The sequence below is a fragment of the Pseudomonas koreensis genome (genome assembly GCF_036668835.1).
Classification (GTDB): Bacteria; Pseudomonadota; Gammaproteobacteria; order Pseudomonadales; family Pseudomonadaceae; genus Aquipseudomonas; species Aquipseudomonas koreensis_I.
Map to the genome: position 1 here is coordinate 241,308 of NZ_JAZEVW010000002.1, position 23,057 is coordinate 264,364.

General features: G+C 57.5%; 16 protein-coding genes. 12 read left to right on the forward strand and 4 right to left on the reverse strand.

The window, feature by feature from the left end:
- Window positions 1-13 precede the first annotated feature (13 nt).
- Genes V6F91_RS06160 through V6F91_RS06175 form a run of 4 tightly spaced genes read right to left on the reverse strand, consistent with a single transcriptional unit; the run spans window position 14 to window position 6,136 of the window.
- Window positions 14-1,228 (reverse strand): hybrid sensor histidine kinase/response regulator, encoded by a 1,215-nt coding sequence (locus V6F91_RS06160; RefSeq protein ID WP_208937472.1) that lies wholly within the window; start codon window positions 1,226-1,228, stop codon window positions 14-16.
- On the reverse strand, window positions 1,222-1,815 hold the full coding sequence (locus V6F91_RS06165; protein WP_332763049.1) for a chemotaxis protein CheB: 594 nt from the start codon (window positions 1,813-1,815) through the stop codon (window positions 1,222-1,224). Before V6F91_RS06165 ends, V6F91_RS06160 begins: the two co-directional genes overlap by 7 nt.
- A complete protein-coding gene (locus V6F91_RS06170) occupies window positions 1,812-2,645 on the reverse strand; it encodes a protein-glutamate O-methyltransferase CheR (protein WP_332763050.1) in 834 nt (277 codons plus the stop codon). The genes V6F91_RS06165 and V6F91_RS06170 overlap by 4 nt, the downstream gene beginning before the upstream one ends.
- Complete coding sequence (locus tag V6F91_RS06175; protein WP_332763051.1) at window positions 2,645-6,136, reverse strand: response regulator; 3,492 nt, start codon at window positions 6,134-6,136, stop codon at window positions 2,645-2,647. Before V6F91_RS06175 ends, V6F91_RS06170 begins: the two co-directional genes overlap by 1 nt.
- Before the next feature lie 259 nt (window positions 6,137-6,395).
- On the opposite strand from V6F91_RS06175, the gene V6F91_RS06180 reads away from it, so the two are divergent.
- The 12 genes from V6F91_RS06180 to V6F91_RS06235 all read left to right on the forward strand — a co-directional run bounded on the left by V6F91_RS06180 (window position 6,396) and on the right by V6F91_RS06235 (window position 23,024).
- Entirely contained in the window at window positions 6,396-6,755 is a 360-nt protein-coding gene (locus V6F91_RS06180) for a response regulator (RefSeq protein ID WP_332763052.1), read from the forward strand.
- Window positions 6,756-6,909: 154 nt separating this feature from the next.
- Window positions 6,910-10,740, forward strand: coding sequence for a hypothetical protein (locus tag V6F91_RS06185; protein WP_332763053.1), 3,831 nt, complete (start codon window positions 6,910-6,912; stop codon window positions 10,738-10,740).
- 96 nt (window positions 10,741-10,836) lie between these two features.
- Entirely contained in the window at window positions 10,837-12,147 is a 1,311-nt protein-coding gene (locus V6F91_RS06190; RefSeq protein WP_332763054.1) for a glycosyltransferase, read from the forward strand.
- 143 nt (window positions 12,148-12,290) lie between these two features.
- Window positions 12,291-13,118: a phospholipase gene (locus tag V6F91_RS06195; RefSeq protein ID WP_332763055.1), complete on the forward strand. Its 828-nt coding sequence runs from the start codon at window positions 12,291-12,293 to the stop codon at window positions 13,116-13,118.
- A gap of 88 nt (window positions 13,119-13,206) precedes the next feature.
- A complete protein-coding gene (locus V6F91_RS06200) occupies window positions 13,207-14,112 on the forward strand; it encodes an AraC family transcriptional regulator (RefSeq protein ID WP_332763056.1) in 906 nt (301 codons plus the stop codon).
- 258 nt (window positions 14,113-14,370) lie between these two features.
- Window positions 14,371-15,681 (forward strand): sugar ABC transporter substrate-binding protein, encoded by a 1,311-nt coding sequence (locus tag V6F91_RS06205; RefSeq protein WP_332763057.1) that lies wholly within the window; start codon window positions 14,371-14,373, stop codon window positions 15,679-15,681.
- 154 nt (window positions 15,682-15,835) lie between these two features.
- On the forward strand, window positions 15,836-16,762 hold the full coding sequence (locus V6F91_RS06210; protein ID WP_332763058.1) for a sugar ABC transporter permease: 927 nt from the start codon (window positions 15,836-15,838) through the stop codon (window positions 16,760-16,762).
- An 8-nt stretch (window positions 16,763-16,770) separates the two neighbouring features.
- Window positions 16,771-17,601, forward strand: coding sequence for a carbohydrate ABC transporter permease (locus V6F91_RS06215; RefSeq protein ID WP_090283315.1), 831 nt, complete (start codon window positions 16,771-16,773; stop codon window positions 17,599-17,601).
- A 165-nt stretch (window positions 17,602-17,766) separates the two neighbouring features.
- Window positions 17,767-18,870, forward strand: a complete 1,104-nt coding sequence (locus V6F91_RS06220) for a sn-glycerol-3-phosphate ABC transporter ATP-binding protein UgpC (protein ID WP_332763059.1) — start codon at window positions 17,767-17,769, stop codon at window positions 18,868-18,870.
- A 15-nt stretch (window positions 18,871-18,885) separates the two neighbouring features.
- Window positions 18,886-20,358 carry a mannitol dehydrogenase family protein gene (locus V6F91_RS06225; protein WP_332763060.1) on the forward strand — a complete coding sequence of 491 codons (1,473 nt, stop codon included), beginning with the start codon at window positions 18,886-18,888 and terminating at the stop codon, window positions 20,356-20,358.
- 217 nt (window positions 20,359-20,575) lie between these two features.
- A complete protein-coding gene (gene xylB / locus V6F91_RS06230) occupies window positions 20,576-22,072 on the forward strand; it encodes a xylulokinase (RefSeq protein WP_332763061.1) in 1,497 nt (498 codons plus the stop codon).
- 13 nt (window positions 22,073-22,085) lie between these two features.
- Window positions 22,086-23,024, forward strand: coding sequence for a carbohydrate kinase (locus V6F91_RS06235; RefSeq protein WP_332763062.1), 939 nt, complete (start codon window positions 22,086-22,088; stop codon window positions 23,022-23,024).
- The last annotated feature ends 33 nt before the right edge of the window (window positions 23,025-23,057 follow it).

The following is a 23,057-nucleotide window of genomic DNA, read 5'->3' on the forward strand; positions in this document are numbered from 1 at the left end:
TACGACCGTGCGGTCAATCAGAGGTTGCGTCGGATATGCCGTTTTCCTGGATTGGCAGACAAACGCGAAACAGGGCGCCTTCGTTGATTTCACTTTCGACGACGATAGAGCCGCCATGGGCGGCGACGATCTGCTCGGAAATGAACAGACCCAGCCCGAGCCCGGCCACTACCGTCTTGGCGGAAACCCGTTCGAACTGTTGGAAAATGCGCTTCTGGTTCTCTTTGCTGATGCCGATGCCGTGGTCCTGGACTTCGATTCGCGCTTCCTCGCCCTCACGGTAGACGCGCACCTGAATCGGGCTACGCCCCCCGTAACGCAAGGCATTGGTCAACAGGTTCGAGACCACTTGCTCGATGCGGAACTCGTCCCAGTGACCTTCCACGGGGCCGAATACGGTCAACGACACTTCGGTCTCTGCGGCCTCGATCTGCTGCGCGAAGTTCTGCAGCAGATTGCTCACCAGTTGCACCAGATCGAAACGGCTCGGGCGGATCGACAACTTGCCGGTACGAATGCGCGACACGTCGAGCATGTCTTCGATCAGGCGAATCAGGCTTTTGATCTGCCGCTCATCGCGGTCGACCATGGCGTGCATCTTGTCGAGGGTGAACGCCGAAGCATTGTCGCGGGCCAGGTGCATTTTGCGCAGCTGGGTTTCGAGGATCAGACCGTTCAGCGGCGTGCGCACTTCGTGGGCGACGATCGACATGAAGTCATCGCGCATACGCACGGCCTGCTCGAGGTCAGCCTGAGTGCTTTGCAGTTGTTGCAGCAACGCTTCCTGTTCGCGACGGGCCTGCTCGAGCGCTTCGAGCTGTTGCTTCAACGCTTTGCTTTGGCGATACAGATCGACGAACACGTTGACCTTGCTTTTCACCGCATGGATATCCAGCGGTTTGTGCAGAAAGTCCACCGCCCCGCTCTCGTAGCCTTTGAACGCGTAGTTCAGTTCACGGCCGGCGGCGCTGACGAAAATGATCGGGATGTTCTTGGTTTTCTCGGTGCCGCGCATCAGTTCGGCGAGTTCGAAGCCGTTCATCCCCGGCATCTGTACGTCGAGAATGGCCATGGCGAACTCGTGTTGCAGCAGCAACGACAACGCCTCATCCGCTGACAGGGCTTTGTAGACCGTGCGGTCTTCGCGCTTGATCAGCGCTTCGAGTGCCAGCAGATTCTCCGGCAGATCGTCGACGATCAGCAGTTTGGCTTGGATGTTACTTAGCATGCGATTCGTTCCAGCTCGACAAGCAGACCGCTGATGTCGTGAATGGGTAGGACATGATCCGGCTGCCGAATGTTCATTGCAGCCTGAGGCATGGTGGCGACCTGTGCTTCGTTGGGGTCCTGGACAATGGTCAAACCGCCGCAGCGTTTGACGTAGGCCAGCCCGCGCGCGCCATCGTGATTGGCACCGGTCAGTAAAACAGCGACCAGCGTGGGCCCGTAGGCGTCGGCCGCGGACTCGAACAGAAAATCGATCGAGGGTCGCGAATGGTGCAAACGGTCTTCCTGACTCAAGGAAAAGCTGCGGTCCATTTCGATCGACAGGTGATAACCGGGCGTGGCGAAATACACCGTACCGGCTTCGATATCCTGCTTGTCGGCGGCTTCGATCACGGGCATTTGCAGACGTCGGGCGAAAACCTCAGCCAATTGGCTGCGGCGCTCTTCAGGCAGGTGCAACACAACAACGATCGGCAATCTGAAGCCACGGCGCAGCGGTCCGAGCAAAGTCAGCAGCGCCTCGACGCCACCGGCGGAAGCTCCGACCACAACGGCCTCGACACGAGGCAAAACCGCCGTTTTGTTCATGTTTTGCGGTAGATCCGTTCTTGTTTCACCAACGGTTCGAACCGGTTGGCATAGTTGGAAAAGTCCAGCGTCTCTTTGCTGCCCAGCACGAGAAAGCCGCGGTGACACAGCGATTCATGAAACAGCCCGAAGGCCCGGTCCTGGAGTTTCTTGTTGAAGTAGATAAGAACGTTTCGGCAGGAAATCAAATGGGTTTCGGAGAACACGCTGTCAGTGGCCAGACTGTGGTCGGCAAAGGTCACGTTTTCGCACAAGGTCTTGTCGAAAATTGCATAGCCATAGGCGGCCGTGTAGTAATCGGCGAACGAGCGCTGGCCACCGGCCTGCTGGTAGTTGGCGGTATAAGCGCGGACATTTTCCATCGAGAAAATGCCCTGCTTGGCCTTGTCCAGCGAGCGCGGGTTGATGTCGGTTGCGTAGATGATCGTGCGGTCGAGCAGGCCTTCTTCGCGCAGCAGAATCGCCATCGAATAGACCTCCTCGCCCGTGCTGCAGCCGGCAATCCAGATTTTCAGCGAAGGATAGGTGCGCAGCAGCGGCACCACTTCGTTGCGGATCGCCAGAAAGTGCGAAGGGTCGCGAAACATCTCGCTGACCGGAATCGTCAGCAGCTGCAGCAGCTGCATGAACGCCGTCGGATCATGCAGCACTTTTTCCTGTAGCGCCGAAATCGTCGCGCACTCGAACTGGCTCAACGCGTGTTGCACCCGGCGCTTGATCGAAGCGCCGGAGTAATCGCGAAAATCGTAGCTGTACTTGAGATAAATCGCCTCGATCAGCAGGCGCAGCTCGATTTCGCTGTTTCGTTCGGCGGGTGTACTGCGTTCCACTAAATGCGTTCCATTTTCGGTAACCACACACGAATCAGCGAGAACAGACGATCCAGATCGATGGGCTTGGCCAGGTAATCATTGGCGCCCGCCTGCAGGCAGCGCTCCTGATCGTCCTTCATGGCCTTGGCCGTGACCGCAATGATCGGCAGCTTGCGCCAGCGCGGATCCTTGCGGATTTCAATGGTGGCTTCGAAACCGTCCATTTCCGGCATCATCACGTCCATCAACACCAGATCGATGTCCTCGACTTCGTTGAGTTTATCAATCGCTTCACGACCGTTACGGCCGATCACCACGACTGCGCCTTTGGTCTCCAGGGCACTGGTCAGAGCGAAAATGTTGCGCACATCATCGTCCACCAACAGCACCTTGCGGCCCTCGAAGACTTTGTCGCGGCTGCGTGCGGTCTTGAGCATCTTCTGCCGTTCATGGGACAACTGCGATTCGACTTTGTGCAGAAAGAGTGTGACCTCATCGAGCAAGCGCTCCGGCGAGCGTGCGCCCTTGATGATGATCGAGCGCGAATACTTGCGCAGCTCGGATTCTTCATCGCGCGTCAGGTTGCGTCCGGTGTAGACAATCACCGGCGGGAACGAGCAGATGTCCTCGGTAGACATGCGCTTGAGCAGGTCATTGCCGAGCATGTCCGGCAACTTCAGATCGATGACCATGCAGTCGTAGATCGTCGTGCGCAGCAGCTCCAGCGCATCCTGGGCCAGGCCCACCGCGGTGATTTCAATGTCTTCATCGCCGATCAACCGCGCGATGCTTTCGCGCTGCAGATCGTCATCCTCGACCAGCAGCACGCGTTTGACCTTCTGCGTCAGCTTGGCTTCGAGACGGGCGAATACGTCTTTGAGCTCTTCGCGGGTGGTCGGTTTGACCGCATAGCCGATGGCGCCCATGTGCATCGCTGCTTCGACACGGTCTTCGACAGAAATCACATGCACCGGAATGTGCCGCGTGCCGGCGTGTTCCTTGAGACGTTGCAGCACGGTCAGACCCGAGTGGTCTGGCAGGCGCATGTCGAGCAGGATCGCATCCGGGACGAACTCTTTTGCCAAATCATAGCCCTCGTCCGCACCGTGGGCGACCAGGCACTGATAGCCCAGTTCGTGCGCAAGGTCATAAAGAATGTGGGCGAAGTTCGGTTCGTCTTCCACCACCAGAATGCAGCGTGTGTTGAACGGAGCCTTGTCACGATCATCGGCGAAACGCGGAATGTGCACCGGGGCCAGCGGTGACACATTGAGCGCCGGCGCTGCGGGCACGACTGGCGCAGGCGGCGTGAAGGTCAACGGTGCCGATGCCACTTCCGCGGACTCGCTGTATTGGGTTGGCAGCAGAAGCGTGAACACACTGCCCTGCCCCGGCGTGCTGCTGACGCTGATCGAGCCGCCGAGCAAGGTCGCCAGATCACGAGAAATCGACAAGCCCAGACCGGTGCCGCCGTATTTGCGGTTGGTGGTGCCATCAGCCTGGCGGAACGCTTCGAAAATGCTTTCCTGCTGGTCGGGCGCAATACCGATGCCCGAATCGCGAACGATGAATGCAATACGGTCGTCGGGTTGGCCGGCGATGGTCAAGCTCACCGAACCCTTTTCGGTGAACTTCAACGCGTTCGACAGCAGGTTCTTGATCACTTGCTCCAGCCGCTGACGGTCGGTGTACAACATGGTCGGCGCACCCGGCTGCAGGTCGACAGTAAAGGCCAACTGTTTGTCTGCGGCCAACGGCTCAAACATATTGCGCAGGCCTTCAGCCAGGCGCCCGACGCTGGTGTTTTCCGGCAGTACTTCGAGCTTGCCCGCCTCGACCTTGGAAATATCCAGAATGTCGTTGATCAGGTTGAGCAAGTCGTTGCCGGCGGAATAGATCGACTCGGCAAACTTGACCTGCTCGGCGCTGAGGTTTTCCTGCGGGTTCTCTGCCAGCAACTTGGCCAGAATCAACGAGCTGTTCAACGGCGTGCGCAGTTCGTGGGACATGTTCGCCAGGAACTCGGACTTGTATTTGCTCGAACGCTGCAATTCTTCGGCGCGTTCTTCCAGTTGCACCTGGGCCTGATTGAGCTCGGTGTTCTTCTGGTCCATGGCATCGCGCTGCTCGGCCAGGGTTTGCGCCTGTTCGGCAAGCTGCTCGTTGGTCTGCTCCAGTTCGACCTGCTGGGTTTCCAGATGCGCCTGGGATTCCTTGAGAATCCGCGACTGTTCTTCCAGCTCTTCGTTGGCGGTTTTCAATTCTTCCTGCTGCACCTGCAACTCTTCGTTGAGTTGCTGGGTTTCGGCGAGCACTTCCTGCAGGCGCTGACGATAACGCGCCGCTTCGATGGAGGTGCCGATGTTGCCGGCAATCAGTTCCAGCAATTCTATGTCGCGCTGGTTCAGCGGGCGCAGGAAGCCTAGTTCGATCACGCCATTGACCCGCTCGTCATCGCTGGTCGGCACCACCACGACACTGTGCGGCAAACCCTCGCCCAGGCCGGAACTGACTTTGAAATAGTCGCTGGGCACGGAATCCAGACGAATCAGCCGCGCCTGCTGTGCGACCTGACCCACAATACCTTCGCCACTGAATATCGCTTGTTCCTGCTCTTCCTGTTCACGGGAGAACCCGTAAGTGGCTACGCGTTTCAGTCCGCCGTGCTCTTCGCGCACATACAATGCGGCCACGGCAGTGCCCAGGTATTGCGCGCAGAACTGCAGAATATTGCGCCCCAACAGATTCAGCGTCAGTTGTCCCAACACTTGCTCGGCCAGTTGTGTCTGGCCGTTGCGCAACCACGCCTGTTTTGCCAGTCGCTCGGCACTGGCCTCTTGCGCCGCCAAAGTCGCGCTGTAGCTTTGCGAAAGATTGACCAGATCACGGCGACCGACATACGCCAGCAAACCGCTGATTACGCCGATGAACAGCAGATAAAGGCTGATACTCCAGATCGTGGTACGCCGCACATCTTCATTGCGTGTGGCGCGCAATACTTGTTCGGTCTCGATGACGTCTTCGAACTGTTTGCGGATTTCGTCGGTCAGGCGCTTGCCGCGCCCGGCCTTGACCGCGCCGCGGTAATCGCCGCTGCTGCGCTGCAGATCGATCATCGATTGCGCGTAATTGGCCCACTCGACCTGCAACGCCTGCAGGCGGCGCAAACGATCCGTCTGCACCGGGTTGTCGGCGGTCAGCTCAAGCAGGGTATTGAGCGCCACGGCGATGCGCGGCTTGGCAGTCTCGTACGGGTCGAGGAAATGCTCGTCACCGCTGAGCAAATAGCCGCGCATGCCGGTTTCCAGGTCCACGGTGAGTTTCACCGCTTCGTTGGCGTTATTGATTACCCGGTCGGTGTGCTCCACCCATTGGATGACCGACAGCAGATAGGTGATCAGCGCCACGAAGAACACGGCGCTCAGTGCGCCAACGCCCAAAGGCAGGCTGATGTTGCGAGTCAGGAGTTTGCGAAACCGTTGTTCATCAACCGAAGACGGAGAGGACATGTGGCAGCCTTGTCGAACTGTTGAAAAACGTGGAGTTTGCCCGAAAACCCCGGTCTGGATCCATTTTTCTGACACTTTTGATGGCAATTTCCTACATCCCCCCTGCACTCGGACTACGCCAACCGTTATCCTGTCGCAGCCCCGAGGCCCGCGCCTTTTTTGTATCAGGCCGGGAACTTGTGGCTACGCGCCACTTACTCATGCAAGAGTCCGGTCATTTCGATCGACCGGTGTCCCCCGTTTTCTTGAGAGCCCTGCCATGTCTGCCACTCCACCCACCATTCTTGTCGTAGAAGACGACGCTATCGTGCGCATGCTTATTGTGGATGTGCTGGAGGAGCTGGAATACAAGGTGCTTGAGGCTGACGGCAGCGAGCAGGCGCTTGCTGTTCTCGGAGCGCCGTCCGAGCAAATCAATCTGATGATGACGGATGTCGGACTGCCCGGCATGGATGGTCGCGAACTGGCGATCGAAGCGCGCAAACTGCGCCCCGCCCTCAAGGTTTTGTTCGCCAGCGGTTATGCGGAGTCCATTGATGTCCCTGAAGATATGCATATAATTGGCAAACCGTTTTCCATTGACCAGTTGCGCGACAAAGTTAAAGGGATTATTGATTAACGCATAAATCAATAGAACTGCCACCCTTAATGACCTCGAGATAAATACAATAATTTTCGAGTAACTGAAAAACGCCCTCACACAAACCCTGTTGATTACCATCCATTTAAAAAAGAGGATACGCCGAACTTACAAACCAACAACAAGCAGACTTATGAACACCAAGCGTACGAACTCTTTCAATAAACGCAATTTATCCCGGCCTACCTATTCCATAGACTCCCAGCGCGATCACTCTCCGAGTGATAATCGTGAGCGGGAAGAAGTCATTTATAAGCTCAGACAACGCGCTTCGGATCTTGCCCCCTCGCAAACCATTACCCTGGACGGCGCCACCATTTCCCTGGAATCGGAATCATCCCTGGATGATGCACTGCTTGCGGGTCGGCAGCTATTACAAACATTGTCCGAACAAGCCTCTTTCAAAAAACTCCTGGCCACATTACAACTTGCCGATCGCTTCATTTTCGAGGTAACGGCTGAAGGCAAAATGAATGCAATCAGCGGGTACAACACCACGGGGCTGGAAAATGCTTTCATCCTCGCGCCGGATTTGAAAGAAGACCTGCAAATCCTGGTTGAAATGGCAGCGTTGACCGGTGGCAAGATTTCCAACACCGATCAGATTGATTTAGCACAATGGCTGACATTCCACGGTTTTCAGATCCCGCGCAACGCTCTCGAAGTTTCCCGCCTGGTGGCATTCATGAATGCTGCGCCCACGCCAGGTCCAGTGTTTGGTAACTATCGGGAAATGATCAAGGCTAGCGAAGGCGACACGGCCACGCTGTCTGCGGCTCAACGCGGCGAGCTTCGTAAGCTCATTGTCAGTTATACAAAAGGTGAGTCGTTACTGGAGCATCTTTCAGAACGTATTTTGGGTGGACGCTCTGCGCCGTTCACACGCTTTGAAGCCGAAAACATCATTGATCAATTGATCTCCAGCCCAATCGCTGTGCATTGGGCGAACGCTTACGTACGCGATTTGGGCTGGTATGGCGCGCAGCCGAATCAACCACAGTCAGCAGCGTCGCGCAAACAAATAATCCTGACCGCCCTGTTGCTGGATCTCCATTCGCAAGTCGGTGAGCAAGAGCCGCGCAATCATGTAGCCGGCTTCGATCTTTACGCTGCCGAACATCTGGAACAGTCTTTCGCAGACATACAGACCCAATTCGAAAATCACCTCATCGCGCATCATAGAGTGAGCCCGAGAAATGTCGCACTCGCCGCGCATTTATTACTGGCGGAGCCCGCGCCGGAGTTTCTTGTCCAACATCTGCCCGCCACGCTATTGCTGGGCACACCGCTATGCGTCGAATACTGCCGAATTGTGGCGGTGCATGAAATCATAGCGCCCGGCTCAACCCGCTCGATGACCTACGCGCAGCTGCAACAACTCTCAACACTGGAACCTACGACCGCATCGCGCAAGAAACTCGATGCTCTGGCAGCGATAGATCCTGTCATCGATTGGGCGTTACTCAACAAGGTCGTTGCACCTGAAGACATCGAGCAGTCGGTTGCCGACGCCCTTAAATTCTCCACGGATGCTTATGTTCAGCATTCCAGGACACTTGCCGCAAATGCTGAAACGTTGAAGCGTCCTCTGCCAACACGCAAAAGTGTTGCACTGGACATTCTCACGCACGTCGCCAAGGGTTGCACTTACCTTGAACGCGATGTGCTTCAGCAAGTACGCAATGTATCGCTGGAAGACGCCTATGACTCGATGCGCCTTTCTCCGGTTGAACTGCACATGTCCAACGATCTTGCGACCGGAGATTGGGATTTGAAAAAAGGTGACAGTATCTATGCAGCGTTTCCCGGCCTATTGCGCAATCTGGTTTCACCCGACGGTGAATTCCACCGCCAGTTCAATCGGGCCTATGTCACTCACATGCAAGCCATGCATACGCATCTGAAACAGGCCTTCTCGTTTCTGCCACTGTCTGAGCGGACTCGTTTGCTTAAAGGCAAGGTGACGATGTTCACGGTGCGACCTTCGGTCGCGAAACTTCAGACCATTACCAACTTGCCCGTCAACCCCATTGCATCGGTCATTGACTCGATCGTCAAGACGACTGAGCGCAAGCCCACTGAAAGCCACAAGGAAATAGACGACGCCAAAGGCCGCTACGGCGTTGTGATCTATTGCGAGTACGAAGGTCAGGGTTCGTGTTACGAGCTACTCACGTTGCACGGCGTCTGCCGCGAAAACACTCAAATGGCAGCGCTGATACAGCAGGAAAACCTTTTGGATTCAAAGGATCGTCCTGCCGGGGTGAATTACTCTGCACCGGCTACGGTGCATCGATTACCTACGGATATCGAATGTTATACCCATGGCGTTCCGCCCGGTCTCGTCGCTTTCAGTTCGGGCATTATCGACAGAGTCGATGAGTTGCCCGCTGAGCCACCGGCGCAGATCAACGGTTACTACCAAAGTTTCTACTCCAAGGAGTTCGATCGCCTGGTGAACTTCGTACTCAAGCACCGGCCGGTAGCAACTTATGATGAACTGGTCAAAGAATGTTGGGGACAGACCCGGCTCGAGGCGTTGCGGATCAAACGGGACAAGGATCTGGATACGTTTCTCAATGTGATCGTTCCATTCAAGTCGTGTATCGAAGATTTGAATTCCGACGATGTAGAGCGACAAGTTCAAGGCGCCGGAGCTTGCGCGCTGGAAGCCGCGATGACCGTTCTGTTGGTAGTCGCTGCCATCGCAAAAGTTGCCACCGTGGTCGCCACAGGCGTGAGTGTTGCCACAAAGGCCGGCAAAATCGCTTCGACAGGCCTTGGACTGGTAAACAGCCTGATCAACCCACTGGACGGGGCCGCCGATGTACTGATCAAGGGAGCGAAACTCTTACGTAAAGGCTGGCACAGCGGTTTGGCCGCACTTGAAGGCGCTATATACGATGCCCGGAAGTGGACTGCAAAACCGCCCTACCAGGCACTTTCCACGGCGGTCGATGCCGACACTCTACGGCTGGGCACGCGACAATATGCGCAGAGCTCCACCGACCTTTTCCAGGTATGGGGCATACGCCACACGGATGAATGGTACGCCGTGAACCGTCTGGGCGAACCGTGGGGACCTCAATTGAGAGAGCTGAAAGTTGTCAATATCTTTCGCAACCCATTCAAACGAGCAAAACCGTTCAGTTACACCCGCGGTTATCTTAAAAAAGCGATTCCTCACGCTAAAAGCAAAATCGACAACACCATTGCGTTGATTTCCGACGCCCGGAACGAGGAGATCAGACTCGTGCTTCTGCATGTGTTTGGTACCGGTTCGGATGCGGCAGCCGAGCACATCACAAAAAATCTGCGGAGCATGCGCAGCGATCTTGACTATCTGCGCATTGAAAACATGATCTTTCGGCCACCGGGTAGCGATGCCTATGCTGCGTTACAGCCTCAAGCCTATAAGCGCTGGCAAGCCGCTGTGTACTCCAATACCAAACTGGACGTCAATACGAGGACTTTCCTGTCTATTTACCCAGACAATCTGGATGAATTTTACGAAGTGGCGAAATTTGACGACGCCAAGATCGGCGACGTTCTGGTGCATGAAATATCGCATGGCGCTCCAGGCACGCTTGACTTCTATTACGGAGATGCAATTAAAAGTGCAACCCCGGCAGAGTACGACGCCGTCGGATTGCTGGAATTTGCCAGAGACCCGCACAAGGCTCATCCCAGGAATCTCCGCAACCCTCATCATCGCTATGCAAGGAGAGAAGACTTTGACGAGTTCGAGGCTATTACGGACTGGCCAGAAATCATCAAAAAGCACCCAGCGCTGTTGAATGCCGAATCCTATGCATTGGCGGTGTCTTTGATCGATCAATATCAAACCAGCCACGCGACGTTCAAATTCAACCTTTCGGTCATCACCAATACGATCAATAACACCGCTCCCGGACAGTTCCTTCCGGGGCCGCTCCTGCTCAATCTGGCTAAACCGGCCTTTTAAAGCGCGTACACAGGTGCACTGCTGACAAGAGGGGCGCAGACAACCATCACTGTGGTTTAATTGCGCCCTTTTTTTTCAACCCGGCTGATACTCCTCATGACCCTGCCCTCCACTACCAAAGTGCTTGTCATCGGCTACGTCTGGCCAGAGCCGCGCTCTTCGGCGGCCAGCGGGCATGTCATGCAGATTCTCGAAACGTTCCTGCAGCAAGGCTGGGACATTACCTTCAGCAGCCCGGCCGGTCCCGGTGAGCACAAGGCCGACCTGGCCGCGCTGGGCATTCGCGAGTTGCCGATCGAACTCAATAACAGCAGCTTCGACGAGTTCATCAGCGAACTGGCGCCGGATATTGTCCTGTTCGACCAGTTCATGATGGAAGAGCAGTTTGGCTGGCGCGTCGAAAAACATTGCCCGCAGGCGCTGCGCGTGCTGGAAACTTCAGACCTGCAAAGTCTGCGGCATGCACGCCATCAACGGCTCAAGGATCGCCTCAAGCTCAATCCTGACCAAAATGACTTCAGTGACGTGTTTGCGCCGGCCCTGAATGATGAATTCGCGTTGATGGCGCAAAGCGATCTGGCCAAACGTGAAATTGCTGCGTTGTATCGTTGCGATCTGAGCCTGATGATTTCCGAAGTTGAAATCAAGTTACTGACCGAGCAGTTCGGGTTGCCTGCGCAATTGCTGCACTGGTGCCCCTTGATGATTGATCCGCCAGTAGCCGAGCCAGCCGCGATCGCCGACCGGGCGGACTTTCTCAGCATCGGCAACTTCCGTCACGCGCCCAATTGGGATGCGGTGCTGTGGCTGAAAACCACGATCTGGCCGCTGATTCGCCAACAGTTGCCGCAGGCCCAACTGCATATCTATGGCGCTTATACGCCACCGAAAGCCACCGCACTGCACAACGCCCAAGAAGGCTTTCACATCATGAATTGGGCCGAAGATGCGTTGCAGGTCATGTCTGCTGCGCGGGTCTGCCTGGCGCCGTTGCGTTTTGGCGCGGGCATCAAGGGCAAACTGGTCGACGCCATGTTGTGTGGCACCCCCAGTGTGACCACGCCGGTGGGCGCCGAGGGCATGCACGGCGAGGATTCCTGGCCCGGTGCAGTTAACCAAAACGCAGTCGATTTCGCCAACAGCGCTGTCGCGCTCCATAACAACGAGGCGCAATGGCAGCAGGCGCATGCGGCCGGTTATACGCTGCTGACCGAGCGTTATTCACAATCGGTGCATGGGCCGGCGCTGATTGAAAAACTGCTTTATTGTCAGCAAAACCTTGAACGCCTGAGAGTTGAAAACTTTACCGGCAGCATGTTGCGTCACCACTCGCACAAGAGTACTCAATACATGTCGCAGTGGATTGAAGCAAAAAATCGTTTCATTCAACAAACGTCGAATTTGTAAGAGACAGCATCTACACGACTTGCATTAAAAGCCATGTTGGCTATTCAAAGTCGAGACGTTATAAACATCCTGCGCGCGCACTTTTATTCATCATAAAAATACGCAGGATAGATGACATGGACAACTTTCAAACTTATCAATGGATGGCTGATGCGCAGCTTATAGATAATCTTTCGCTGTATGAATTGACGCTGCCAGGCGCGCATAACGCCGGTTGTGACTGGCAGGCGACTTACGCGTTGATACCGGGGAAAAACTGGCTGGCCTGCCAGGACGTCTCGTTCTACTCACAGTTGAACCGTGGCGCCCGCGCACTTGATGTTCGTCTCGAGTTTATCGCCGAAGCCCAAGGCTTGGCGCAATTTCGTTTCCAGCATAATGGCCACCGCTCCTCTCGTACGCTTGAAGATCTGATACGGGATATAAAAGGGTTTTATGAGCGAAGCCCTGATGAATTCATCATTCTGGATTTTCACGAACTGAAAAACGGCACAAAGGCATTTGATCATTCGTTATTCAAAGCGCTGATGCTCGAACACTTGGGGGAGCGAATGATTCCCGCGAAGAATCTGCATTTGACCTTGGGGCAACTCAAGGCAATCAGTCCGCTGCAACGAATCATGGTGGCGGCATCCATGACCTGGGAAACCGACGACCATCGCTTCCAGCGCAAAATCGATCACCAATGGATTAACCAGAAGATTGTCAGCACAAGCGATTTGCGAGGTTTCATTGCGGACGTGTTGGGCAAACCGATCAGCAGACTGCACCCATGGTCCCTGTCGGCGACCAGTTACACCCTCGGCGGACCGCAACGCGTTCTCGGCGCGCTGGATGACTGGTTTGATCCAGACAAGTCCGACTGGGCGAAAAAGTGCCACATCATCAATTTCGACTTCATCAAGGACTCGAATCTGGTGCACTTTTGCCTGACGGCCAATCTGCAAAAGGCCCGTGAGAAGTTTGCGTAGAAAGCGCAACCGCAAGGCCAACGGGAACTGGCGCAACGCTCGATAAACGAGGCATCATCGTCAGGCGATCAACAACAAGAAGCGCGCCATGACCCGAACCGCTCGCGTGACCGACCCCTCCTACGAGTTGATGGACGACCATAATGGCTTGTCCATCATCTACCGCCAGCACGGGTTCCCCTGCCCGCTGGTGCGTTGGCACTTCCACAAGGAATACGAACTGCACCTGATCGTCGCCAGTTCCGGCAAGGTGTTCATTGGTGACTACATCGGTAACTTCTATCCGGAAACGCTGTTCCTGACCGGTCCCAATCTGCCGCACAACTGGATCAGCCAGGTCGCCGAAGACGAAGTAGTGGAAAAGCGCGACATGTTGGTCAACTTCACCGATGAGCTGTTCGAAAGTGGCCATCAGGTATTCGCCGAATTGAAAACCCTGGCACCGCTACTTGAACGTGCCCAGTACGGTATCGAGTTTCGCTGCAAGCGCACCATTCGCCAGGCCATGACGCTGATGCAGCGTATTGCCGACTCCACCGGTATTACCCGCCTCGGGCATTTTTTCATCCTGATGGAACTGCTCGCGGCCAGTGATGATTTCCTGTTGCTATCCGGGGCGACGACGCCGCAACTGGCCGATGAGCACAACATCGATCGCACCAACCGTGCGGTCGATTACATCTTCAGCCACTACGCCCGTGACATCTCGCTGGAAGAAGTAGCGGAACACTTGGGCATGACCCCGACTTATTTCAGCCGCGTGTTCAAACAGGCCACCGGGCGCAACTTCATCGAGTTCGTCAACCGCCTGCGCATCAGCAAGTCTTGCGAGTTGCTGGCCGATGGCGACAAACCGGTGACTGAGGTGTGTTTTGAATCGGGCTTCAACAATATTTCCAATTTCAATCGGCGTTTTCAGCAACTCAAGGGCATGACGCCATCGCACTACCGGCGGCTCGCAGTGCAGCGGCTGACCGAGCAGAACCACCTCTGACAACAACGCAATTCCCAGTGGGCACCGTTGCGGTCGAAAAACCTGTACAGATTCAATACTCCTCCCACGCTGCAAACCCCTTCCCTGCGTTAACCTCTGCAAACTTCAGTGCAAAAAAGTATCGATCAAAGTGCTAGGGATGATTTGTCACTGCGCCGATTGAAGGCTGTAATCAGCGCAGATTCTTCCTGTCGTCGGAAGACACAAAAACAATAACTGTCCTTCTGTTACCCGCCGGGTGCAGAAAAGGAGTGCACGATGCAACCCACTGCAAAAGCTCTGCTTGCCCTCACCTGTATGACCCTGAGCAGCGTCAGTCTCGGCGCCCAGACCCTGACCATCGCTACCGTCAACAACAGCGACATGATCCGCATGCAGAAACTCTCGAAGACTTTCGAGAGCGAGCACCCGGACATCAAGCTCAATTGGGTCGTGCTCGAAGAAAACGTTCTGCGTCAGCGCCTGACCACCGACATTGCCACTCAGGGCGGTCAGTTCGACGTGCTGACCATCGGCATGTACGAAGCCGCACTGTGGGGCGCCAAGGGTTGGCTGGAGCCGATGAAGGACTTGCCGGCCAGTTACGCCCTAGACGACGTTTTCCCGTCGGTGCGTGAAGGCTTGTCGGTGAAAGGTTCGCTATATGCGCTGCCGTTCTACGCAGAAAGTTCGATCACCTATTACCGCACCGACCTCTTCAAGGAAGCCGGGCTGACGATGCCAGAACGGCCGACCTGGGAAGAAATCGCCGGGTTCGCCGAAAAACTCACCAACAAGGACAAAGAGCAGTACGGCATCTGCCTGCGCGGCAAGGCCGGTTGGGGCGAGAACATGGCGCTGATCACTACCGTGGCCAATGCCTATGGTGCACGCTGGTTCGATGAGCAGTGGAAACCGGAATTCAGCGGCGCGGAATGGAAAAACGCACTGAATTTCTACGTCAACACCATGAAGAAATCCGGCCCGCCTGGCGCTTCCAGCAACGGCTTCAACGAAAACCTCGCACTGTTCAACAGTGGCAAGTGCGCGATCTGGGTCGACGCCAGCGTCGCCGGCTCCTTCGTAACCGACAAGAGCCAAAGCAAAGTCGCTGAGCACGTCGGCTTCACCTTCGCCCCGCATCAGGTCACCGATAAAGGCTCAGCCTGGCTGTACTCGTGGGCTTTGGCGATCCCAACCAGCTCCAAAGCCAAGGATGCCGCCAAGCAATTCAGCGCCTGGGCCACTTCCAAAGAATACGGTGAGCTGGTGGCGAAAACCGATGGCATCCCCAACGTACCGCCTGGCACTCGCGCCTCGACTTACAGTGACGCTTATATGAGCGCCGCGCCGTTCGCCAAGGTCACCCTGGAATCGCTGAAGGCCGCAGACCCGAGCAAACCGACACTGAAACCGGTGCCTTACATCGGCATTCAACTGGTGACCATTCCTGAATTCCAGGCCGTGGGCACCCAGGTCGGCAAGTTGTTCTCAGCGGCGCTGATCGGCCAGACCACGGTGGACCAAGCCCTGGCCGCGGCGCAGCAGACCACCGAACGCGAGATGAAGCGCGCCGGTTATCCCAAGTAACTGCTGAGCGACTTGCTCCTGCCTTTGGGGGAGCGAGCCTGCTCGCGAAGGCGTCGTGTCAATCAATATCCATGATACTGGACCACCGCTTTCGCGGGCAGGCTCGCTCCCACAAGGGATCTCCATTGGTCTGTCTGACTCGGTTGTGATCACCATGAATACTTCAACTGCCAAAGCCCACATCGAACTGGCGCCACCCCAGCGCAAACTCCGCGTACGCAATCCCGGCTGGTTTCTGGTCAGCCCATCGGTGGCTTTGTTGCTGCTGTGGATGATCGTGCCACTGGGCATGACGCTGTACTTCTCGATGATCCGCTACAACCTGCTCTACCCCGGTGAGAACGAATTCGTCGGGCTGGAGAACTTCACCTACTTTCTGACCGACTCGGGCTTCATGCCCGGCGCCACCAATACGTTGCTGCTGGTGGGCAGCGTGTTGCTGATCAGCGTGGTGTTCGGCGTGTTGATCAGTGCACTGCTGGAAGCGAGCGAGTTTTTCGGTCGCGGTCTGGTGCGGGTCATGCTGATCTCGCCGTTTTTCATCATGCCCACGGTTGGCGCGCTGATCTGGAAGAACCTGATTTTTCATCCGGTGTCGGGAATCCTCGCGTACATCTGGAAGCTGTTCGGCGCACAACCAGTGGACTGGCTTGCCCACTACCCGCTGCTGTCGATCATCATCATTGTCTCGTGGCAATGGCTGCCCTTCGCGATCCTGATTCTGATGACCGCCATGCAGTCGCTGGATCAGGAACAGAAAGAAGCCGCTCGCCTGGACGGCGCCGGCCCGATCGCGATTTTCTGGCATCTGACCTTGCCGCATCTGGCGCGGCCGATTGCCGTGGTGGTGATGATCGAAACGATCTTCCTGCTGTCGGTGTTCGCCGAGATTTTCACCACCACCAACGGCGGCCCCGGTTACGCCTCGACCAACCTCGCCTACCTGATCTACAACCAGGCGCTGGTGCAGTTCGACGTCGGCATGGCCTCGGCGGGCGGCTTGATTGCCGTGGTCATTGCCAACATCGCGGCGATCATTCTGGTGCGAATGATCGGCAAAAACCTGACTGACAAAGCCTGAGGCCCGCCATGACTCTTCAACAATCCCGCCGCTTGCAAAGCCTGTTGCTCGGCACTTTGGCCTGGGCCATCGCGATCGTGATTTTCTTTCCGATCCTGTGGATGGTGATGACCAGCTTCAAGACCGAAATCGACGCGTTCGCCACACCGCCGCAGTTCATCTTCATGCCGACGCTGGAGAACTACCTGCACATCAACGAGCGCAGCGACTACTTCAGTTTCGCCTGGAACTCGGTGGTGATTTCCTTCAGCGCCACCGCCCTGTGCCTGCTGATTGCAGTGCCGGCGGCGTACTCGATGGCGTTCTACGAAACCCAGCGCACCAAAGGCACGCTGCTGTGGATGCTCTCGACCAAGATGCTGCCGCCGGTGGGCGTGTTGATGCCGATCTACCTGCTGGCAAAAAGTTTCGGCCTGCTCGACACGCGCATTGCGCTGATCGTGATCTACACGCTGATCAACCTGCCGATCGTGGTCTGGATGGTTTACACCTACTTCAAGGACATCCCCAAAGACATCCTCGAAGCCGCACGCCTCGACGGCGCCACGCTCTGGCAGGAAATGGTCCGGGTGCTGCTGCCGATCGCCAAGGGCGGCCTCGCCTCCACCGTGTTGCTGTCGCTGATCCTGTGCTGGAACGAGGCGTTCTGGTCGCTGAACCTGACGTCATCGAAAGCCGCGCCGCTGACCGCACTGATCGCCTCGTATTCAAGCCCTGAAGGTTTGTTCTGGGCCAAGTTGTCGGCCGTGTCGACGCTGGCCTGCGCGCCGATCCTGATCTTCGGCTGGATCAGCCAGAAACAGCTGGTGCGCGGCCTCTCGTTCGGAGCCGTGAAATGAACATCCCGAACCCAACCCGATTTCCTGTGGGAGCGAGCTTGCTCGCGAAGAGGCCGTGTCAGTCGACATCAATGGTGAATGACAGTCTGCATTCGCGAGCAAGCTCGCTCCCACAAAAAAGCATGCCTGCATCAAACGAATAACAACATTGCGGAGGCCCATCTCATGGCCAACCTGAAAATCAAGAATCTGCAAAAAGGCTTCGAAGGTTTTTCCATCATCAAGGGCATCGACCTTGAAGTGAACGACAAGGAATTCGTGGTCTTCGTCGGGCCGTCGGGCTGCGGCAAATCCACCCTGCTGCGTTTGATCGCGGGCCTGGAGGAAGTCAGCGACGGCACCATCGAACTCGATGGACGCGACATCACCGAAGTCAGCCCGGCCAAGCGCGATCTGGCGATGGTGTTCCAGACCTACGCGCTGTACCCGCACATGACCGTGAAGAAAAACATGTCGTTCGCCCTCGATCTGGCCGGCGTGCCGAAAGCCGAAGTCGAGAAGAAAGTCGGCGAAGCGGCGCGGATTCTCGAGCTCGGCCCGATGCTCGAGCGCAAGCCGAAACAGCTCTCCGGCGGCCAGCGTCAGCGCGTGGCGATTGGCCGCGCCATCGTGCGCAACCCGAAGATTTTCCTCTTCGATGAACCGCTGTCAAACCTCGACGCCGCGCTGCGCGTACAGATGCGCCTGGAACTGCTGCGCCTGCACAAAGACCTGCAAGCGACGATGATCTACGTGACCCACGATCAGGTCGAAGCGATGACCATGGCCGACAAGGTCGTGGTGCTCAATGGCGGCCGCATCGAACAGGTCGGCTCGCCGCTAGACCTGTATCACAACCCGGCCAACCTGTTTGTCGCCGGTTTTCTCGGCACGCCGAAGATGGGGTTCCTCAAGGGCAAGATTGCCCGCGTCGACGCGCAGAGCTGCGAAGTGGCGCTGGATGCCGGCACGCGCATCAACCTGCCGTTCAACGCCGTAAACCTCAGTGTCGGCAGCGCCGTGACTTTGGGCATTCGCCCGGAACATCTGGAACTGGCGCAACCGGGTGATTGCAGCCTGGCAGTGGTCGCCGACGTCAGCGAACGCCTCGGCAGCGATACGTTCTGCCACGTCACCACCAACGCCGGCGAAGCCCTGACCATGCGCGTGCGCGGTGATCTCGCCAGCCGTTATGGCGAACAGCTGAACCTGCACCTGGACGCCGCCCACTGCCATTTATTCGATGCCGAAGGTGTGGCGTTGACCCGCCCGCTGCGTGTCGCGGCCTGATTTCGAGACTATCCGATGAAACTCAACCAACAGAACCTCAACCGTCTCGCCACCGAAGTCCAGCTGCCGGCCTATGGCCTCAGCGACACCCGCCAGGGCATTGCGCACATTGGCGTCGGTGGCTTCCACCGCGCGCATCAGGCGTATTACACCGACGCCCTGATGAACAGCGGCGAAGCCCTCGATTGGGCGATTTGCGGTGTCGGTTTGCGCGCTGAAGACCGTCGCGCCCGTGATGATCTCAAGGAACAGGATTACCTGTTCACCCTGTTCGAACTGGGTGACAGCGATGACACCGAAGTGCGCGTCATCGGCGCGATTCGCGACATGCTGCTGGCCGAGGATGGCGCTCAGGCATTGATCGACAAACTTGCTGATCCGCAGATTCGCATCGTCTCGCTGACCATCACCGAGGGCGGTTATTGCATCGATGACAGCAACGGCGAATTCATGGCGCACCTGCCGCAGATTCAGCATGACCTGGCTCATCCAGAGGCGCCGAAAACCGTGTTCGGTTTTCTGTGTGCGGCCCTGGAAAAGCGCCGGGCGGCGGGGATTCCGGCGTTTACCGTGATGTCCTGCGATAACCTGCCGCACAACGGCGCCGTGACCCGCAAAGCGCTGCTCGCCTTCGCCACCCTGCGCGACAGCGATCTGTGCAGCTGGATCGACGCCAACGTCAGCTTTCCCAACGCGATGGTCGATCGCATCACACCGATGACCAGCACCGCGCATCGCCTGCAACTGGCCGACAAACACGGCGTCGACGATGCCTGGCCGGTGGTCTGCGAGCCGTTTGTGCAATGGGTACTCGAAGACAAATTCGTGAATGGCCGTCCGGCGTGGGAGAAGGTCGGCGTGCAGTTCACCGACGACGTTTCGCCCTACGAGGAAATGAAGATCAAGTTGCTCAACGGCAGCCATCTGGCGCTGACATATCTGGGCTTTCTCAAGGGCTATCGCTTCGTCCACGAGACCATGAATGATCCGCTGTTCGTGCGTTACATGCGCGCCTATATGGATCTTGACGTGACCCCGCAACTGGCAGCTGTGCCGGGCATTGATCTGAGCGATTACAAGGACACGCTGGTCGCGCGGTTTTCCAATCAGGCAATTGCCGATCAACTGGAACGAGTATGTTCGGACGGCTCGTCGAAGTTTCCCAAGTTCACCATCCCGACGATCAATCGACTGATCGCCGACGGCCGCGAGACCCGGCGCGCGGCGTTGGTGGTGGCGGCGTGGGCGTTGTATCTGAAGGGTTTCGATGAGAATGGCGATACGTACTCGATTCCTGATCCACGGGCGGCATTTTGTCAGGCGCTGGTGGTGGACGATGGGTTGATTACTGAACGGTTGCTGGGGGTAGAGGAGATTTTTGGTGCCGCAATCCCGAAATCGGCGGAGTTTGTGGCGGCGTTCGAGTGGTGCTACAACAGCTTGCGCGATGAAGGCGTGACGCGAACACTGGAACGAGTGCTCGCCTGAAAAGCCCCTCACCCTAGCCCTCTCCCAAAGGGAGAGGGAACTGACCGTGGTGGCTGCGAGAGATACGCCGACCTGAAATATCGAGTCGAACGCAGGATTAGGAAATCCCCCGATCTGCTCGCTTCCCCCTCGCCCCCTTTGGGAGAGAGGGCTGGGCGGGCGGCGTTCCGATGAGGGGGTAGCTTTTGATCTTCAACACAATCCGACCGGTGCATAAATGACAACAACAAAGCTCTTCCTCGGCATCGACTGCGGCACCCAAGGCACCAAAGCGATCATCCTCGACGCGGTCAGCGGTCAGGTCCTCGGCCAGGGTGCCGCGCCGCACACAATGATCAGCGGCGCCAACGGGCGCCGCGAGCAAGAGCCGCAACAATGGCTGGAAGCCTTCGCCCTCGCTACCCGCCAGGCGTTGCAGGCCGCGAATGTCGATGGTCAGGACATCCTCGCCATCGGTGTTTCCGGCCAGCAGCACGGCCTGGTCCTGCTCGACGATCGAGGCGAGGTACTGCGCCCGGCCAAGCTTTGGTGTGACACCGAAACCAGCCCCGAAAACGACCGACTGCTCAGCCATCTGGGCGGCGAGCAAGGTTCGCTGGAGCGTCTGGGCGTGGTCATTGCGCCGGGGTACACCGTGTCGAAACTGCTCTGGACCAAGGAGCAACACCCCGTCGTCTTCACCAGCATTGCACGCATGCTGCTGCCCCACGACTACCTGAACTTCTGGCTGACCGGTCGCGCCTGCAGTGAATACGGCGATGCGTCCGGCACCGGCTATTTCAACGTACGCACCCGCGAGTGGGACTTGCAATTGCTGCGCGACATCGACGCCAGCGGGCGCCTGCAAGCGGCGCTGCCGGAACTGATCGAAGCCCACGAAGCGGTCGGCACGATCCTCCCGGCGGTCGCCGAACAGCTTGGCCTGAACCCCAACGCGCGGGTCGCCAGTGGCGGCGGCGACAACATGATGGGCGCGATTGGCACCGGCAACATACAGCCCGGCGCAATCACCATGAGCCTCGGCTCTTCCGGCACGGTATACGCCTATTCCGACACAGCGACCGTCAGCCCGGATGCCTCGGTGGCCACGTTCTGCTCGTCCAGCGGTGGCTGGTTACCGCTGATCTGCACGATGAACCTGACCAACGCCACCGGTGCGATTCGCGAGTTGTTCGCGCTCGATTTGCAGCGCTTCAACGATCTGGTCGCCCAAGCTCCGATCGGCGCCGACGGCGTGTGCATGCTGCCGTTTCTCAACGGCGAGCGCGTCCCTGCCCTGCCCCACGCCACCGGCAGCCTGCACGGCTTGACGCTGGACAACCTGACCCAGGCCAACCTGTGCCGCGCCGCCGTCGAGGGCACGACCTTCGGTTTGCGTTACGGACTGGATCTGCTGCGCCGCAATGGTTTGCAAAGCCTGCGCATTTGCCTGATCGGCGGTGGCTCGAAAAGCGCTGTGTGGCGGCAGATCGTCGCCGATATCATGAACACCCCGGTGATTTGCACCGAACAAAGCGAAGCCGCGGCGCTTGGCGCGGCGATTCAGGCGGCGTGGTGCACTGCATCGGCTGACGGCGATCAAGACAGCCTCGAAGATCTGTGCCAACGCTGCGTAAAACTCGATGCCAGCAGCGAAACCCTGCCGATCGCCGCCAATGTGGCGGCCTTCCAGCAGGCTTATGAACGCTATCAACAGCATGTCGCAACCCTATAAAGAGCAAACAATCATGTATTTGGTGTGTGGCGAAGCCCTGTTCGATTTTTTCAGTGAAGACGATGCCAGCGGTCTGGCCTCGAAGGTCAATTTCAAGGCAATCGCCGGCGGTTCGCCGTTCAACGTCGCTGTCGGTTTGCGCCGCTTGGGCGTCGACTCGGCGCTGTTTGGCGGTGTGTCCACCGACTACCTCGGTCGCCGCTTGCTGCAAGTGTTGAAGGACGAAGGCGTGCGCCCGGATTATCTGGTGGAGTTCGCTGCGCCGACCACACTGGCGATGGTCGCGGTCGGCGCCAACGGCTCGCCGCATTACAGCTTTCGTGGCGAAGGCTGCGCCGACCGGCAGTTGAGCGCGGCGCACCTGCCGACCCTCGGCGCCGAGGTACGCGGTATGCACGTGGGCTCGTTCTCACTGGTGGTGCAGCCGATCGGCGACGCCCTGCTGCAACTGGTGCAGCGCGAAAGTGGCCAGCGCCTGATCACTCTCGACCCGAACGTACGCCTCAATCCCGAGCCGAACATCGACCTGTGGCGCGAACGCATCGCGACACTGGTGCCGCTGGTGGACCTGATCAAGGTCAGTGATGAAGACCTGAGCCTGCTCTATCCCGAACAGGATCCGCAGCAAGTCATCGAGCGCTGGCTCGAGCATCGCTGCCAGATGGTTTTCCTCACTCGTGGCGGCGACGGCGCCAGCGTCTTCAGCCGTCAGCACGGACATTGGTCGGTGCCGGCCGTTTCGGTGAAAATCGCCGACACTGTGGGCGCTGGCGATACCTTCCAGGCGGCGCTGATTACCTGGCTCACCGAAAATGGTCTGGACTCGGTCGAAGGCGTGCAGCAACTGGCGCGCGAACAGATCGACGCCATGCTCCGTTTCGCCGTCCAGGCCGCCGCGCTGACCTGCAGCAAGACCGGTCCGGATCTGCCCTATCGTCAGCAATTGAGCTGAGCGCGTAGACTGTCGGCTTTTTTGCGCACGACG